This window comes from Paenibacillus sp. PvP094 (assembly GCF_040546835.1).
Classification (GTDB): Bacteria; Bacillota; Bacilli; order Paenibacillales; family Paenibacillaceae; genus Paenibacillus; species Paenibacillus illinoisensis.
Genome location: NZ_JBEPOM010000001.1, coordinates 5,062,677 through 5,079,520, shown reverse-complemented (window position 1 = coordinate 5,079,520; position 16,844 = coordinate 5,062,677). Strand labels below are relative to the sequence as shown.

Genomic DNA, 16,844 nt, shown 5'->3' with positions numbered 1-16,844 from the left:
TAGATTACAACAGACGTTCCGACGTCTCTAGGAAACATCAGGCCTATTCAACTGAATGGGTCCAATAAGTCCACTTGGTTCCTGTTGGGCAAAAGAGGACAAGAAATCTCGCTGATCTTTTACCAACGTATTTGTAACCTCAATAATTAGTTTATTCCCCCCTTTCTCTAACTCCCCTTGGATTTCGAATCGATATGGCGGACAGATTCGCACGCCTATATGCTCACCGTTTAACCATACTTCTGCCGTTTCGAACACCTCGCCCAGATCTAAAATCGCTTGGTTAACGGATTCGTTCCATTCAAATTGTGTTTCATAACGAAACGTTCCGGAAAAATGCGGCATGTAATCGGGCGAGCTCATATTGGTTAACGTACTTAATTGGCCCCACTCCACAAAATGAGGATACTGTTCAGCGTCCGCCGTTGACACCGTCCAACTGGCTTGTAGATCAATCGTCTGGTTGAACTCCATTTCCACTGGATCTATCGCATGACTATCCAAGTTATCTCCATGAAGCAGAATGATGGATTCATAAGGATACAGCGTCAGCGGCACCGACTTCGGATGAGTGTCTGACGCAGTCAAATGGCTCAAGCGATTCCGGAAAGCATCATAGGCATAGATTTTCCCTTGTACAGGTAAAACAACATCTGTACGTATCGTGTCTTGCGGACTCTCATTGAAGAACATAAACACATCCAACTCAGGATGAACATAGTGGTAATGCCGCAGATAAGATTCATGCGAATGCACTTGAATGTCGAAATACCCACTGCTCATCAGATCCTGAGACAACTTGTTCAGCACTACCTTCTTAACATTCCTATGATTCGCAAGACATGATAGCTCACCAGCAACTTCAATGCCTTCGCTGGAACGCGCGGGCAGTCCGTCAACAAAATAAATGGCCAGACCCTGTTTCGCAAACTGAACCAAACGCTGCAGCAGCGCCGCAGGAAGCGCATGCGCATATGGCAGGATCAGGCATGCATAATCTTCTAGATGCACATGCAGTCTGCCATCCATCACACTCGCTCCGTCCAGAAGAACATCGATCGGAAGAATATCGCAGTCTATCTGATGCTGCATCAATTCTTTGACGGGCTCCTGAAAATACATGGCTTCCCCTGACCACTCGGCTTCAGCGTGATACATAACACCTGCAGTTGCCACGTGCCTTCCACCTGAAATCAGGTGGCTAATTCGGTTCATATATTGATTTAGATGTTTGTAGTATCGATACTGCGGATTTTTACCGCCTGCATACATATGCGGTGGGCAATCGGGATCCAGAAAGGGTTTCTGTGTAAAAGCATGCGGGACGAAGTAGTTAACTCCGCGCACCAGCATATGGTCGGTAAGCCACTTCATCAGCTTCAAGCCTTCCGTCCAGCCATAGGCTCCATACAATTCGCACATCGTCCGGCCTTGTTTTTTCGGATCCATGTGTCCGAGCGATACGGCCAGCTTCGCCAGGCCATAGTGGAAGAACAGACTGTCCGTCTCCCCTGACGTGGTGTGGAAGCTCAATTGGTCAAAGCCAGGCACGATCTGCCATAATACCACATCAAGGCCCGACATGTCCTGTCCCCAGAGCGAGCGGAAGAAGTGACCCGCACCGGGACCAAGCCTAGCATGAACATTGTTGTCTTCGAGGACATGTCCGATATACTCAACTCCGCGAGCTCGGCACCAATCCCCGATTTGATTGCAGAAGTTGTCTGCGTAGAGCTTGCTAACGATATTCATATACGTGTACCGCACAGTATCAGATCGCTCTCCCCCATTCTGCCAGAGAAGATAAAGATTCTTACGATAGTCCTCACCGAGGGCCTGCTCCAGCAAAGCTGGCATTTCAAGGCTCCAGGGAAGCGACACCCCTGGTTTGCCGGGTCTTGAATTGAAGTCGAATGTAATCGGGTCATTATAGAATCCAGGTTCGTCCGAAAAGAAGCCAGCAAAGGTCTTACCGAAATCCGCCTGATATCGTTCATAGACCTTCTCATAAACCGTATTGATCAGAATCCCAACCGAAGCCCTGTCCAGCGGGTTGAGATAATCTTCTTGCGCCTTGCTGCCACCCTCCTTATTGGCAGAAATTATAAATATGCGCCAGTATCCTTCAGGGATGTCCCAATACAGAATACCGTCCTGTACATGTTCAGTGATATCGACGCAGTCGCTCAGTAATGTTCCATTGGACGGATCCCGGCGGACTGCAACAGCGGAAACCAGTTTGTTTTTCCCTTTTGCATGATGACGATCCGATATGGTAGGCCGAAGCCCAGTCATCAGCAATGTATCCAGCAAAAAAGAGGCACCTTTTGCAGGACCTAGGGTATCAATATAACGCTCACCCAGAAACAAGCGGTGAAGCTCCTCAGGAGCTTCCTGTATTTTGCCTGCCGCATGCCCTGTAGGAAAATGATCGTCATCCAGCAGCCATACCTTCATCCCGCGCTTACGGGCTTCATCCATAATAATGTCCATGTCCGTCCACCATTTCGGTCCCAGAAAATCAGGATGCGGACGAGCTTCAACACACACAGCACCGATACCTGCCTCATCCACACGGGCCATCTCTTCCCGGATCACCTGCTCCTCCTCCCCATGCTGCCATAAAAATGGGAGGATATAATTATGTTCCTCACCCTTGAGTACTTCCATTAACCGATTTGTCATGATTCCCTCCTGGTCCGGCTTCTATTTCAATCCGTAGATTCGTACTCTGCACGTCAGATCCATATTAAAATTCGCCCGCCTTCAACAGAATGCGGGCGAATATCTTCGTTACTCCATTATTTCTGTACCTTGGCGTACCACTCTCTTGCGCGCTTGGTCACCTCTTCCCCGCCCGATGTATTCCATTTATCTACAAACTCATCAAACTTGCTGATTGGGTACTGTCCCAGAATGATTTTCGTGGCGTATTCCACGTATAGCGTCCGATTATTAATGTCCGGGAAGCTGTCGTACACGCTGGCTGGCATACCGTCACCGGCAATGACTTTCGCGTATTTCTGGGCTTCTTGCATATTACGGGTCACCTGGTCGATCGCCCATTTACTATCTTCTGATGATGTACTGTTAAAGAGGTCCATCGTAAAATCAAGTGTCGCCAAAGTCGAATACGGATTCAAAAGTTGATTTTCCTGACTGCTCTTGTCATCAGGAAGTTTAACGGCTTTGCCGTCTTTCATCTCATAGTGCATACCTTCCACGCCCAGGAACAGTTCCTTCCAGTTCTTTTTGTCATACATATTGTTCAGGAGCTTCAAGGTGGCCATCAGCTTGTTCTCATCCTTGTTGTTCTTGATGACCCACTGTGGAGGTGCAAATCTCTTCATTGTGTAAAAACCTTCATATCCTTCGACTTCCGGTACAGGGAGCACGGTAAAGTTAGCCTTCACGCCTGTGTTTTTCTCCAGATTCTCCAAAATCAAATTGCCATGCTCAACCCAGTGAAAATAGTTTCCTACTTTGTCGGACTGGATTTTGCCATCCCACTTATCCTTCGTGTTCAGAAGTGACTCCTTGTCGATTAAGCCTTCCTTATACAGCTTAGCCGCGAATTCCAGAGCTGCTCTCATATTCGGAGTCACTGCGGAATAAGTCAGCTCGCCGTCGTATATATCCCACTCCGGATAGCCTTCAAACATTGCTACCCCATACATGGCAAACAGATGGTCCATCCACCGGGCCTGCTCCCTGCCACCGGTAGGAAGCTCATCCTTCTGGCCGTTGCCGTTAGGATCCTTATCCCGAAATGCTTCGAGCACCTTAACATATTCATCCTGCGTCTTGGGCATCGTCAGACCCAGTTGATCGAGCCAATCCTGGCGGATCATGCCCGCGTATCTTCCGTATTCCACAACCCCAGGAATGTAGTAGATTCTTCCCTGTCCTGTAGGATCGTTCGCCTTGACTACATCCCACATCTCCTGCGGGATGGCTTCCCATACATTTGGCGCATATTTAGGCAGCAGGTCGGTCAGGTCGGCAATGGCACCATTTTTAGCCAAGCTGTCTTCAATGCCCTGCTGAGGGATGAACAAGTCAGGCATTTCATTGGCAGCAATTTTCAGGTTCAGTTGGTTCAGATAGTTGGTGCCTCCGTTCCATTCCACATACGGATGAATTACACCCACACCAAGCTTTTCCTTGTAAAACTCATACAACTGGCTGCCCTTAGTAATTGGTTTATAACCAATGTTCGTTCCCCATACTTCGATATCGACTGTTCCATCCTCATTGGCCGAAGTCTGGCCAGCAGCGGAAGAATCACCCGTAGAGCTTGAGTTACAGCCCGTGATTGTACTTATCGCCAGAACGCCTGCAGCCATCATTAAACCCATCTTTTTCAAAACCATAGCTAATCCCCTTTCAATCCCTGTTATTCTTCTAGATTCTTCTGTTTATTGATAAAACGAGATCAGCCCTTCACAGAGCCAAGCATGGCTCCTTTGACAAAATACTTTTGCAGGAAGGGATACACAATGATGATCGGAATGATCGCAAAAATGACGGTTGCTGCTCTCAATGTCCGCTCATTGTAATTCAGGTCCACCGTTGAAGCAGCACCTGCCATCATAACGCTATCGTCGGTGATAAACTGCCTGATCTTGATCTGCAGCGGAAACCAGTTGGTATCCTGCAGAAAAAATAACGGATGCTGAAACTGATTCCATAACACCACACCATAAAATAAGGCAAGGGTTGCCATTACAGCTTTGGATAAGGGAAGAACGAAATGGAACAGCATTCGGAAATAGCCACAGCCTTCAAGAAAGGCTGCTTCCTCCAGCTCTTTGGGAAATTGTTTGAAGAAGGTTCTCATGATAATCAAATTAAATGGATTCAGAATATGGGGCAAGATCAGGACCAGCGGATTATCATAGAGTCCAATACTGCGGACCGTCAAGAAATAAGGAACGATCGGTGCTTTGAAGATCATTGCAATCACAACGCATACCATGATCACGGAGCCCCATCGGAACTCTGACTTCGACAGTGGATACGCGAACAAGGCCGTCATCAGTAGAGCCAGTACCGTTCCAATCACGGTCGTACCTACTGTCAGAAAGAAGGACTTCCACAGATCCGGACGATCAATGATGTATTTCCATGAATCTAGCGTAAATTCCTTTGGCCACAGTGTCACCAGGTTCATGTCCACCACGCTTTTGGAACTAAATGAGGTGGAAATTACAGACAATAGCGGAATAATGGCCGCAATGGAAAACAGGATGAGAAAAATGGTAACCCCGGTAACAAATGCTCGCTCTCCTCTCGCTTCAACCATTTTTACCAAAGCCCCCCATCCGACACTTTTTTGGACAGTTTATTAAATACAAATACTAGGATAAAGCCAATTACCGACTGAAATAACCCGACCGCTGTCGCGAAACTATACTGCCCTTGCTGAATACCGGTCCGGAACACGTAGGTATCCAAAATATCTCCCACACTGTACGTCATTGGGGTGAGCATATTAAATACCTGATCAAATCCGAGATCCAGGAAGTTACCGATTTCGAGCAGGAAAAGCACAAGCACGGTTGGTAAGAGCAGCGGGAACGTGATATGGCGGATCTGCCTTAGTTTTGATGCACCATCAATCATTGCTGATTCGTAGAGTTGCGGGTCTATCGCGCTAATTGCTGCCATATACACTACAGTTCCCCACCCCGTGTCTCTCCAGATGGACGAGATGGCATAGATGGGTCTGAAATAGTCACTCTCCTGCATGGCTAGCACAGGATCCAGACCAAACCACCCGATAACGATATTGAACAATCCGCTTAAAGAAAAGAAATCGAACAAGATTCCGCCAACGATAACCCATGATAAAAAATGAGGGATATATAGTGCCGTTTGAATTCCTTTTTTTAACACCGATTTGCGAATCTCGTTAATCATCAGAGCCAGTAATACAGGCACCGGAAAAACCAACACAAGTTTCAAAAATCCGAGCATTAGCGTATTTCCAAATACCCTCGCAAAATCGGGATGTTCGATTAAGGTCTTAAAATGTTTGAGTCCTACCCACGGACTGTCCCCGAACCCTTGAAATACCGAGTAATCCTTGAAAGCAATGATTGCACCGCCCAGCGGGACAAATTTAAACACGATGAGAAAAACGATACCCGGAATAGCCATCACGTATAGTGGCCAATACACTTTCATTCGATGAAACGCAAATGCCTTCAACTTATCCCCCCCCCCAGTTTTCTCTAATGAATCCGCTTACAAGGTAACTATACAGCCAGAATAATCCTCACTCAATTAGGCATTTTTAAGTTAAAACAAGTGATTTTTAAGAAAAAGAATGCCACTTCGTTATGAAGTGGCATCCTTGATTATTATTGTTTTGCAAGACTTTTCCGATAATCCCTTGGCTTGAATCCGGTCCATTTTTCGAACATACGTGCAAAATGCTGCGCATCCGAATAGCCTACCTTATGGCAGATTTCGTACACCTTCAAATCTGTCTGTTCAAGCAGTTCCTTCGCTTTGCTAATCCGTATGTGGGTCAAAAAATTCAAATATGTTTCACCTGTCTTTTGTTTAAAAAATTGGCTTAGGTAATACGGGTTCATATAAAAGCGGGCAGCTAATTCGGCCAGACTGATAGGTTCATCATAATGGTCTGTGACATATTCCTTGATCTCTGAGATCATATCCTTTTTCTTAGGAGTACGTTGTTCCAGCAAAAATTCAATGATTCTACTAATGACTTCCACCATCCACTGCTCCAGAGACGCTAGCGTCTTAAACCGTGAAATACCCTCCAAAGATAACAACTGACGACTTAACAACTTGTTCTGCTGAAGCTGCTGAAAAGATACTTTTCGAATGCTAAGCAAAAGGATGTTCAGGCATTGCAGCTGGAGATCTGCCGGACTAAAACCTGGGTCAGCTTCTATTCTTCTAAAGATCCGATGAATCATTTCCACGCTTTCCCTTTCATCCAGGTTGTCGATGGCAGCCTCCAGGTCCGCGATCAGCTCCTCTGTAACCAGCTCGCTTTTCCCTGTCAGATTCATGATCTGGGTAAACGAAATGATGGGTTCTGTGCCCTTAATCACTTGATAGCTGAGTGCATTTCGCGCCTCTTCAAAGGATTGGCTAATACCACCAGGCCGATTCTGAACGCTGCCGACACCAATCACGCTGGAGACGTTCAGTTGTCTGAACAGAACCTCATGAAGGCGCTGTGCCGTGTTAACCATATTTCTGCTCTCCAAAGCTGCATCGTGCATCACGATCACTGCAATTAGTGCACCTGTATAGCGGAAACGATACACCCTATCGTACTGTCTGAAGACCAGATCAATCTGCCTAAATACAGGATCAAAACCGAGCTCTTTCAGACCGTCTGTCTTACTGCGGATTTCAATCAAGATACACGCAAATTGTGCTCCCACCTCAGGCATGCATCCGATCCTTAGGAGCTCCTCTGCAATTTCGGTATGGTCGTTACCCATATCCAGAATATCTCGCAAGCCATCTTCCTGCATACGGTGATGTGATGCCAGTTTTAATGCATCCATTTCCTGGACTTTGCTTTTCTCTATGCGAATTGTATCCATGACCTGACAAAGACAGTCACGCAATTCCTGTTCCTCAACCGGCTTATTGATGTAAAAATTCACACCCAGCTGCATGCCTTTCCGGGCATATTCAAAATCCGCATATCCACTTAGCAAAATGAATTTGCTCTGAATGTCGACCTCTTTTAGCATTTGGATCATTTCCAGTCCACCCGCCTGCGGCATTCGAATATCGGTAATAACGATGTCAGGCTGCCATTTTTGAATCAGCTCGAAGCCTTCACGCCCATTGTAAGCTGTTCCGACCACTTCACATTCCGGAATATAGCGATCTATCAACTTTTTGAGTCCTTCCAATATCCCTTTTTCGTCATCTACCAAAATCAGTTTCATTTCTCTCACCTTCCTTTTTCGCATCGAAACTTATGTGCTCAGGCTTGCCTAACCCGGGAATTCGAATTTCGATGGTCGTGCCATTCTCGATACCAGACAGCACCTTAATGTAATATGAATCTCCATAATGGAGCTTAATTCGTTCTGCAATATTGGTCAGTCCCAGACCGTTCTCTCCAAGGTCATCTTGGTTTTCAAGGCTGTATCGGTTTGAAGCCGCCTGTTCCAGCAGCGAATTCAGTTCCGTCCATTTCTCCGGTGACATTCCGGTTCCATTGTCCGAAATTCGAATCAGAATCTCTCCGTGTTCCGTCCAGCTCCCATCGATTCTGATACATAATGCTTGGGCGTAGCCTGCAAAACCATGATTGATGCTGTTTTCCACAATAGGCTGAAATACCAGCGGAATGATGCTGCACTTCAGCATGTCATCCGGCATGTTGACGGACAATGTGAACATATCATCGAATCGGATGTTCTGAAGCTGCAGATAGTTGCCTGTGTACTCCAGTTCATGCTTAATCGAATGATGCCTTCCTTCTTTCCCAAGCGTTAACCGGAACATTCGAGCCAGAATTTTAATCATTCCTGCCGTATCCTCATCATCTTTTACCAATGCCTTCATCCTAATCGATTCCAAGGTATTGTACAGCATATGGGGGTTAATCTGATTTTGAAGGGCGAGGAACTTGGCCTGCCGCTGCTTGATTTCTGCCACGTATACCTCTTCTATTAACGTTTTGATTGTGATAATCATTTTGTTGTAGCTGTATACCAGACTTCCAATTTCATCACTGGTCTGTTCTTTCTCTATGGGAAGATATTGACCTACCTCTGCCTGCTTCATGCTTCTTCGAAGTGCCTTGATGGGTCTTGTAATTGTATAACTGAGCCACAGCGAGATCAGAAAAATAATCAGGCAACTTGTCATGATCACGATCATGGTCAGCCCTTTCATCTGATTGATTTTCTGCAGCAATTTGGAGCGTGGAATCTCGGTTTTGATGAATAATTCCCCTTGGGCCGTGTGTTCCGATAAAATAATCCGATCTTCATTGGCACGATCTTCCGTAAGATCGAACCCTGAATGGAGGACCTGCTCCCATGTGATCCGGCCACTGGCGGCTTCGGAATGATAAACTATCTCTCTACGATCATTGCTTATAATCACGCTAATGCCATATTTATCACGAGCCTGCAGAAACTCATGCTCAAGCTGAAGCAGTGTAAAGGGATCGAGATCGATTAGAAGCATGCCGGCGTATGCTCCTTTCGAATTAAACAGTACTCTTCCCACGGTCACGACGGCTCCTGCGCCCTTATCCTCGTAATAGGAACGATCGTGCAGACCGCTAATAAAAAAAGTCTGATCCGAATTGCGGAGCTGATTGTACCAATCCTGGGATAACAGTCTGCTCTCATCAACTCTGCTGGTTGTAGTCGTGTATTGGTACACACTGTTATCGCGGGCGATCAGCATTACGGTGCCAATTTCGGATTTGAGCAATGACACCCTCATGAGAAGCTGTTGTACGGCCACCCGCTGATTAACCTCCTCGTTCATGGGTATGCTTGACCCTTCTCCGAGCCTGTAGATCAATTCGTTTTCGACTAATACTGACTTCGTAATCTTGTCATATTCCTTGATAAATTCATTCAATGAGGACTTGATCTGGGATGTATACAAGGAGGCAAATTCCTGTGAAGATTCTTCCAGCCCTTTAGCTGACTGATGAAAAATGAATACGCTTACAATTAATAGCGGAATGATGCAGGCCAGAAGGTAACTCAACATCAATTTGTTTTGAAATCTCAACTTTTTTATCATGGGCATCCCTTCCTTTGGTGCTCATCTTATCTTTTAAAATCTACTGTCCGCCATAATTGCGTTAACTTTAACGCTCCGACCCCTATCTTGTAAAGGGATTTTTGTTGCCTTCAAGCATAGTTTACAGCAGGAGGGGTCCTTGCATCATGCTCAACATGTACTGTCTTAAAAATGACTATGTAATTCCTTAAAAACAACCTGTTGATAGCGAAGTGGGCAGACCCCAAGTGGAAATAAATCATTTTCCAGTAAAATACAATTAGACGAGATAAAGCAAGGTCATGTATGGTGATTACACAACAAAAAATTCTTAGGAGTAATCTCACACTATGATTAATCGATTCGTTAGCCTATTTTCCATTCCTTCGTATGCTTTACTCTTTATGTGTATGGCATTACAGGGAATGGGCATTTCGCTCAGCACCCCCTTTTTATCAATTTATTTCACGGAAAAGCTTGGCGTATCTATTGGCATGTTTGGTCTTTATCTAGCTGTTACACTAATTGCAGGAATATGGATCAGCACGCTAATCGGGAGACGTTCTGACCTCGGCTTAAATCGAAAGGGCGTTTATCTTTTCTCTACTCTCGCTAATGCCCTGGCCTTTAGTGGATACTTGTTCATTCAAGATTTTCCGATCTTGTTCATTTACATGACTGTGTTTACTGCACTAGGTGCACCAGGGATGCCTCAGTTGTTCGCTATTTCCAGAGAAGCAGTGATAAAGAGTCATTTTACGGAGCGTGCGTTTGCTAATTCTACTTTGCGTTCTGCTTTCTCCCTCGGCTTTATTACAGGTCCCTTAATCGGCACTTTATTACTCGCTGCTATTGGATTTAAGGGGATTTTTTTGGGTACAATCGGAGCTTTCCTACTTGTTGCTCTGCTTGTTTTCCTATTTCTCAAATCAAACACGGAAATGAAGAGCAATCAAGCTGAAGTGAAAATAAAAAGTTTCCGGCTGGCTCAAAACCGGGATATTTTACTTCCTTTTCTAATTCTGATACTCATGTATACCGCTCATTGGATGAGCAGCATAAACACGGCTCTCTTTATTACAAACAATCTTGGGGGAACGACAAGCGATGTCGGTTTAGTCAGCAGTATATGTGCTGCGCTGGAAATTCCTTTTATGATTGTACTCGGTCTACTTAGTGCAAAATATAGTAACCGAATCTTGGTGTTTTGCGGGGCTATATTCGGAGGAGCTTATTATTTCGTTATACTTATTTCAAACGCGATGTGGCAAATGCTTGCAGCACAAATTTTGCTCGCTGTTTTTGTCGCCGTCATTTCTGCAATTGGAATTAGCTATATACAGGACCTGCTGCCCAGAATGCCAGGATATGCTTCCACGCTCTATTCCAATTCATCCACAATCGGCAGACTGCTTGGCAGTCTTGTTGGTGGTGGAGTAGCCAGCATTGTCGGTTACCGATACTCATTTATCTTCTGCTTTATACTAATCATTATTGCTGTAATTATGCTTGCGATAAGTGGACGACAGCCTGCAGATGAACCGCAAATTTCAACCTAACTACACCGAATCCACGGGAAAATTTAGATATTTGAGCTTTTCTACGTACGGGGTATGACATCTTATTCTAAACTTAAAACAAAAGCAGCTGATCACATTGATTAGCTGCTTTTGTTCAGCTATTGAGTAATCGTTTACCGATAGTTTAATAGAGTAAGCAGCTGGCATTCGCCGAACATAGAAAGACCGCCATTAGAGGCGGTTTTAAAGTTTATCAGTTCTGCCCAACAATATGTCCTGGGGATATGGAGATCTGGGATGATTCGCTGTAAGCCTTGATTTTATACAACAAAAGGTATTAATTCTCTTAAAGTTAGAGCCACTCACCTAATTAGAGCGTGCTGCACCCTGTTCTGTTTTTACCATCCAATAGCCGCACCATCGCAGCGGGGGTCTGTGCCCCCGAGCAGGAAGCCATTGTCATCGATCATAATGGCATGCGCATGTCCCATGACTCTAGCAAAATCTTCAACTGTGTGTACCTTGTGTCCGGCGAGTCGTAAACGCTGCTGCACTTCTGCCGCGATTCGGCCCTCAACTCTCAATTCTTGCGTTGCCTCTCCCCATGTTCTTCCCCACACCCACCGGGGTTCACGCACAGCGGTCTGGGGGGTCATACCATAATCCACCATGCGGGTCAGCAGCGCGGTCTGTGTCTGTGGTTGACCTTCTCCTCCCTGGGTACCGTACAAGATATACGGCTTCCCATCGCGGCAAGCCATTGCCGGCATCAGCGTATGAAAGGTTCTTTTGTCCGGTTCCAGCCTGTTCACATGCGACGGATCAAGGGAGAAGAACGAGCCTCGGTTCTGCAGCAAAATACCGGTGTCTCCCCCAACCACAGCAGAGCCGAACTCAAAATAGAGACTTTGGATAAATGAAACGGCATTGCCCTCACTGTCTACTACAGCCGCATATGCCGTATCATGACCTACCGGCTGGGTATCCATCGGCAGGGCTCGCTCCATATCGATGCAGGCCGCCAGCTTCGCGGCATAGGATTTGGATAGCAGCTGGTCCAGAGGAATGGAGGAAAATTGTGGGTCTGTCAAATAACGATCACGGTCACGGAAGCTCAGCTTCAGCGCTTCCACAAGCAGGTGATAGTACTCATAAGAACCATGCTCTATACTCTCCAAATCAAACTGTTCTAGAATTTGCAGCGCCATTATACCGGTAAAGCCCTGTGAATTCGGAGGCAGCTGATAAAGATCAAGCCCTCGGTAGCTCCCTTTGACCGGTTCCACCCATTCACCTCTGTGTCTCGCAAAGTCCTCCAGTGTCAGCAGACCTCCCTGCTGCTTGAGTGAGCGAACAATCTCCTGACCAACACTGCCTGAATAAAATACGTCTCGGCCCTGGTCCGCAACCTGCAGCAGGCTGCTTCCCAAAGCAGACTGCACAAAGCGGCTACCTTGCTCCGGGACCTTGCCTCCGGGCAGATAGATGGCGGCTGTCTGTGGATAAGCTGCCAGCACATCTGAACGCTCGGCCGTATTGACATGCTGGTCCGGCGACAGCGGGAAGCCTTCCAGCGCATAACGGATTGCGGGCTCAAGCACTTCTGCCAGCGTCTTCGAGCCATATTCCTGTAATATGGCATCCCAGCCGTCCACCATACCCGGCACGGTTATGACGCTTCGGGGTCCCCGCTGCGGGATGGCTGATTCGCCCGCAAAGCAGGCTGCGGTAATCCCGCTGCCCGAACGCCCACTCGCGTTATATGCCCTGACTTTTCTCTCTTCGGTGCTATAGGTTAACCAGAAGGAATCGCCTCCCAGTCCCGTCATATGTGGATATACGACGGCAAGACAGGCGCTCACCGCCACGGCGGCATCAAAGGCGTTACCTCCTTGCTGCAAAATACGCGCTCCTGCCGCGCTGGCCAAAGAATGAGGACTGACTACCATCGTTTGTGTGCCTGTGACTTGTGGAACCATCTTGCCACCTTCTTTCTATTCTATGTTCAACTGACGGTAATTCCTGTTTGTTGCTAATCATGTTACCAATTCAGACGCGAATGTCTGAGCTGTATGCAAAGCAGACTGCCATCTGCCGGAGGCATACACCCAGCGACTCATTTTTGTACCTGATAGCAGCTGCGTGACATCCGAAGCATCCGTGACAACAAAGTTGCAGGCATTCCCTTCTTCTATTCCATACTCGTCGCAGTCCGTGATTTCAGCAGGTATATCCGTGATCATCCGCAGCAGCTGTACTAAATCCCGTTCACTGCCCATATGGGCCGCATATGATGTGATTTGGGCGATCTGTATCAGATCCCCGCGGCCGAACGGATGGAACGGGTCTTGAATATTGTCGGAGGCCGCAGCAAGCGGAATGCCTTCTGCAAGCAGCTCGCGAATGCGTGTTGTGCCCCGTCTTACCAGGCCGCGATCTTCCCGTCCCTGAAGATAGAGGTTCACCGCAGGCAGCGTTACCGCGTTCAGACCGGCTTCCTTCATCTTCGCCATCACATGCTGTGCATCTTTTTCCGTCATTGCAGACAACGAGCACAGATGATCTGCCGTCACTCTGCCCTGATAACCGTAGCGAATCGTATGCTCTGCGATGCTCAGCACGGTTTTTTTTCCGGGATTATCACTTTCATCTGCATGCAGATCAATGGGCACGCCGAAACGATCCGCTAACCGAAAAACCCTGCCAATCTCTCTTTCAGAGTCATCTGCCAGATGAGGGGCTCCACCTAGTACATCAATTCCCATCCGCAGTGCTTCCTCGATTGCCTCATCCGCAGCTTCTTGATTGCCGCGGAACGGAACCATGAGCGCATATTGGATAGCCATACTGTCCTTCAACTTCTCCCGTACTTCCAAGGCTGCCTCAATAGTCCGAAAGGCCACCTCTCTCCCCAAATGAACAGGGAAGTCAAGGTGGCTCCTTATGGTCGTGGTCCCGTAGCTCAGAGCCATTCTAGCGGCAGTCAGCATGCGTTCCGCTAACTGCTCCTTGCTGAATGTCTGTACAGCCTGGCTGTAATTAAGAATGGCTTCATGAAGCGTGCCGGATCGGTTCGACACCTGCTCAAGCGAGAAGGCCTTATCCAAATGCATATGAGAGTCAACCAGGCCAGGAAGCATCATCCCGCCCTGCAGATCGATGCAATCCGCGTCTGCGAGCCGTTTCAGATCCGATCCAGCCTGGTGCGGGACCATCAGACGGGAAGCACCGCTTTCCCGTGCATCAAGGAAACGATCTTGCCGACGGATACTAACCCATTTTCCAACCTCCGCCTTTAGTTCATAAAGACAGAGGTCTTCTCGGTGCGGAAGGCATACATTAATGAAACGCAGCCCTGCACTCATTGTGCGGTAGCCAGCGCCTGAAGCACGGCCAGATCCTCCTCGTCAAGCTCGGTGGCCGGACCCGCTTTGATCATATCCGAGAACATCTCGTCCGGTACCATGGTCGTCAGACAATACAGACGCGTGCTGCCCGTGTTAATAATATCGTGATGGTTGCCCGGTGGAATGATAATGAATGAGCCTTGGCGGATCGGAGTCTCATACTCGTTGCCAACTTTGGCAAGCCCCTCCCCTTTTAACACATAAAAATATTCATAAGCCTCCCGGTGTTCATTGGATGGAGTTCTGCCTCCAACCTCGAAGATCTCCACAAATGAAGTGAAAGGAACCTGCTCCCTGTCGCACAGCAGAATGAACTTATTCGTATCCTGTGCGGAAATTTTGTGGACGGGACAATTCTCAAAGTTACCAGCAACCAGACCTGGAATGTTTACCATATACATTCAACCTCACTTTGATTGATTTTAATTAATGCTTGCTTTTCATCTTTTTAACGGCAGCCTCAAACAGGATATATCCTGTTCTGTACTGCGAACAGCCGTTGTGGCAATCTTCAACCCACTCGTTCCCGTGCTGTTCATCTCGTCCGTAACACCGTTTGGATGCCGGGCGAATAACGGGAAGGCGCTGCCTGTCAACTCAAGCCGGACATACGAGCCAGCCGGCAGGGTGGCCGCCAAGGGACGCAGCCGGATCCGCGCTGTTCTCCATTCATTGGAGGCATCTGCTCCTTCACTGCAGATTTCCGTGCGACCCACACTCAGTAGCCGGGCCGTCCCTTTCTCGGATACGGTCGTGAGGATGGCCACCAGATCCGTCGGACCGCCCAATGTTTGGTACTGAACGGATAACTCCGGGGACCCAAAAATCGGAATATCCTCTGCAAGCGGTCCTCCCGTATATACCAGAATCTCTTGCCGTTCCTGAATGGCAGCTCGGTCGGACGGCAGGTAAGAGTCAAGACGCATCGGCAGACGCGAGTCGTATACGAATACATCCGGCACAGCTTCCTCCACATCTTCCTTATGCTTTTCCAGTCTCCCGCCTCCTGCCGCACCGTTCGCCGGGGTCTGTGACCCGGACAGATAAAACCATTCGGACGGAGAGTGTCCATCCTCAAATACAGAAGGCAGCTGTTCCGCCGTATGCCATTCATGACTCAATTGGTCAAAATTTCGGATCGGCAGTTCACCAGGTAATTCCATGTCTTCCTTGCCCTTCAGCCAATAATCAAACCAGCGCAGCTGCTCCAGATGATGACCACCATCTGCCTGCTCGCCATGATCGATTCCGCCCGCTCTGCGTCCCCATGGAATGTGAGCCCACGGGCCGACAATGAGCCGATGGAAGCAATCCGGCGTGGCCGTAGCTTGCAGAGCCTCGAACGACTGCAACGTGCCCATGAGGAAACCGTCATACCAGCCCCCAATATGCAACGCCGGCACCGGCTCCCGGGCAATCTCGTCGATCCAGTTCATCTGTTCCCAGTACTCATCGTACGTTTGATGATCGATCCAATCATAAAATGCGGGAAAGTATTGCTCCAGAATCGGATGTCTTTCATTCAATGGCATTTTCCAGAGCATCTCCTCGGGGCTGCGCATCAATCGGGAGCATTGCTCTGCCGTTTCGAAGTCACCCGCTCTTTGTGCCGTGTCACGAGCCAGCTGGAAAGCCCACGGCAAATGATTGCCAAGTGCAAAGGAGCCATGCGGGTAAAATAAGCCATGATACATGTCTGCCGGACACATGCTCGGTGCAATCGCCTTGAGTGCAGGGGGGTGAAGGGAAGCCGCTGCCCATTGTGTTAGGCCTTGATAAGAGAAACCGTACATGCCTACTTTCCCGGTCGAGCCGGACAGACCGGCTGCCCATTCGATGGTATCAAATCCGTCCTCTGATTCCTGCACAAACGGATTAAATTCGCCTTCCGACTCTCCCCGCCCCCTGACGTCCTGGACTACCACAATATATCCCTTACCTGCATACCAGACGGGGTGGGCATGCGTAACGGTAGAAGCAATCGACCGTCCGTAGGGCTGGCGCATCAGCAGCACAGGATATTCTCCCGTCTCGTCCGGCAGGTATATATCTGAATACAACGTTATGCCGTCGCGCATCGTGCAAGGGACCTTTCGGCGGATGACTACATTTCCAAATTTCATGCAACTCGCTCCTTTGCTGTAGATACGGATTGACTATA

General features: G+C 47.9%; 11 protein-coding genes. 1 reads left to right on the top strand and 10 read right to left on the bottom strand.

Annotated features, from left to right (window positions below; genetic code table 11):
* Positions 1-27: 27 nt before the first annotated feature.
* From ABIC22_RS23165 to ABIC22_RS23140, 6 genes are all read right to left on the bottom strand, one after another.
* Positions 28-2,685 carry a glycosylhydrolase-like jelly roll fold domain-containing protein gene (locus ABIC22_RS23165; RefSeq protein ID WP_354484116.1) on the bottom strand — a complete coding sequence of 886 codons (2,658 nt, stop codon included), beginning with the start codon at positions 2,683-2,685 and terminating at the stop codon, positions 28-30.
* Positions 2,686-2,801: 116 nt separating this feature from the next.
* Positions 2,802-4,373: a type 2 periplasmic-binding domain-containing protein gene (locus ABIC22_RS23160; RefSeq protein ID WP_354484114.1), complete on the bottom strand. Its 1,572-nt coding sequence runs from the start codon at positions 4,371-4,373 to the stop codon at positions 2,802-2,804.
* Between the two features lie 62 nt (positions 4,374-4,435).
* Positions 4,436-5,305 carry a carbohydrate ABC transporter permease gene (locus tag ABIC22_RS23155; protein WP_354484112.1) on the bottom strand — a complete coding sequence of 290 codons (870 nt, stop codon included), beginning with the start codon at positions 5,303-5,305 and terminating at the stop codon, positions 4,436-4,438.
* A gap of 2 nt (positions 5,306-5,307) precedes the next feature.
* Positions 5,308-6,213 carry an ABC transporter permease gene (locus ABIC22_RS23150; RefSeq protein WP_354484110.1) on the bottom strand — a complete coding sequence of 302 codons (906 nt, stop codon included), beginning with the start codon at positions 6,211-6,213 and terminating at the stop codon, positions 5,308-5,310.
* Between the two features lie 152 nt (positions 6,214-6,365).
* Positions 6,366-7,949: a response regulator gene (locus ABIC22_RS23145; RefSeq protein ID WP_354484108.1), complete on the bottom strand. Its 1,584-nt coding sequence runs from the start codon at positions 7,947-7,949 to the stop codon at positions 6,366-6,368.
* On the bottom strand, positions 7,927-9,777 hold the full coding sequence (locus ABIC22_RS23140) for a cache domain-containing sensor histidine kinase (protein WP_354484106.1): 1,851 nt from the start codon (positions 9,775-9,777) through the stop codon (positions 7,927-7,929). The genes ABIC22_RS23145 and ABIC22_RS23140 overlap by 23 nt, the downstream gene beginning before the upstream one ends.
* A 329-nt stretch (positions 9,778-10,106) precedes the next feature.
* On the opposite strand from ABIC22_RS23140, the gene ABIC22_RS23135 reads away from it, so the two are divergent.
* A complete protein-coding gene (locus tag ABIC22_RS23135) occupies positions 10,107-11,315 on the top strand; it encodes a sugar efflux transporter (RefSeq protein ID WP_354484105.1) in 1,209 nt (402 codons plus the stop codon).
* A 359-nt stretch (positions 11,316-11,674) separates the two neighbouring features.
* Here the strand turns inward: ABIC22_RS23135 and ggt are convergent, their stop codons facing one another.
* The 4 genes from ggt to ABIC22_RS23115 are packed head-to-tail and all read right to left on the bottom strand — an operon-like array spanning position 11,675 to position 16,806.
* Complete coding sequence (ggt, locus tag ABIC22_RS23130) at positions 11,675-13,255, bottom strand: gamma-glutamyltransferase (RefSeq protein WP_354484103.1); 1,581 nt, start codon at positions 13,253-13,255, stop codon at positions 11,675-11,677.
* A 57-nt stretch (positions 13,256-13,312) separates the two neighbouring features.
* Entirely contained in the window at positions 13,313-14,641 is a 1,329-nt protein-coding gene (locus tag ABIC22_RS23125; protein ID WP_354484101.1) for an amidohydrolase family protein, read from the bottom strand.
* A complete protein-coding gene (locus ABIC22_RS23120; RefSeq protein ID WP_090898515.1) occupies positions 14,638-15,078 on the bottom strand; it encodes a cupin domain-containing protein in 441 nt (146 codons plus the stop codon). Before ABIC22_RS23120 ends, ABIC22_RS23125 begins: the two co-directional genes overlap by 4 nt.
* A gap of 45 nt (positions 15,079-15,123) precedes the next feature.
* Positions 15,124-16,806 carry a CocE/NonD family hydrolase gene (locus ABIC22_RS23115; RefSeq protein ID WP_354484099.1) on the bottom strand — a complete coding sequence of 561 codons (1,683 nt, stop codon included), beginning with the start codon at positions 16,804-16,806 and terminating at the stop codon, positions 15,124-15,126.
* Between the last annotated feature and the right edge of the window lie 38 nt (positions 16,807-16,844).

Bases quoted from the DNA above. Each gene is read 5' to 3' on its own strand.
- ABIC22_RS23155 (WP_354484112.1), bottom strand. From the start codon at position 5,305: ATGGTTGAAGCGAGAGGAGAGCGAGCATTTGTTACCGGGGTTACCATT.
- ABIC22_RS23120 (WP_090898515.1), bottom strand. From the start codon at position 15,078: ATGGTAAACATTCCAGGTCTGGTTGCTGGTAACTTTGAGAATTGTCCC.
- ABIC22_RS23145 (WP_354484108.1), bottom strand. From the start codon at position 7,949: ATGAAACTGATTTTGGTAGATGACGAAAAAGGGATATTGGAAGGACTC.
- ABIC22_RS23135 (WP_354484105.1), top strand. From the start codon at position 10,107: ATGATTAATCGATTCGTTAGCCTATTTTCCATTCCTTCGTATGCTTTA.
- ggt (WP_354484103.1), bottom strand. From the start codon at position 13,255: ATGGTTCCACAAGTCACAGGCACACAAACGATGGTAGTCAGTCCTCAT.
- ABIC22_RS23160 (WP_354484114.1), bottom strand. From the start codon at position 4,373: ATGGTTTTGAAAAAGATGGGTTTAATGATGGCTGCAGGCGTTCTGGCG.
- ABIC22_RS23165 (WP_354484116.1), bottom strand. From the start codon at position 2,685: ATGACAAATCGGTTAATGGAAGTACTCAAGGGTGAGGAACATAATTAT.
- ABIC22_RS23125 (WP_354484101.1), bottom strand. From the start codon at position 14,641: ATGAGTGCAGGGCTGCGTTTCATTAATGTATGCCTTCCGCACCGAGAA.
- ABIC22_RS23140 (WP_354484106.1), bottom strand. From the start codon at position 9,777: ATGATAAAAAAGTTGAGATTTCAAAACAAATTGATGTTGAGTTACCTT.
- ABIC22_RS23115 (WP_354484099.1), bottom strand. From the start codon at position 16,806: ATGAAATTTGGAAATGTAGTCATCCGCCGAAAGGTCCCTTGCACGATG.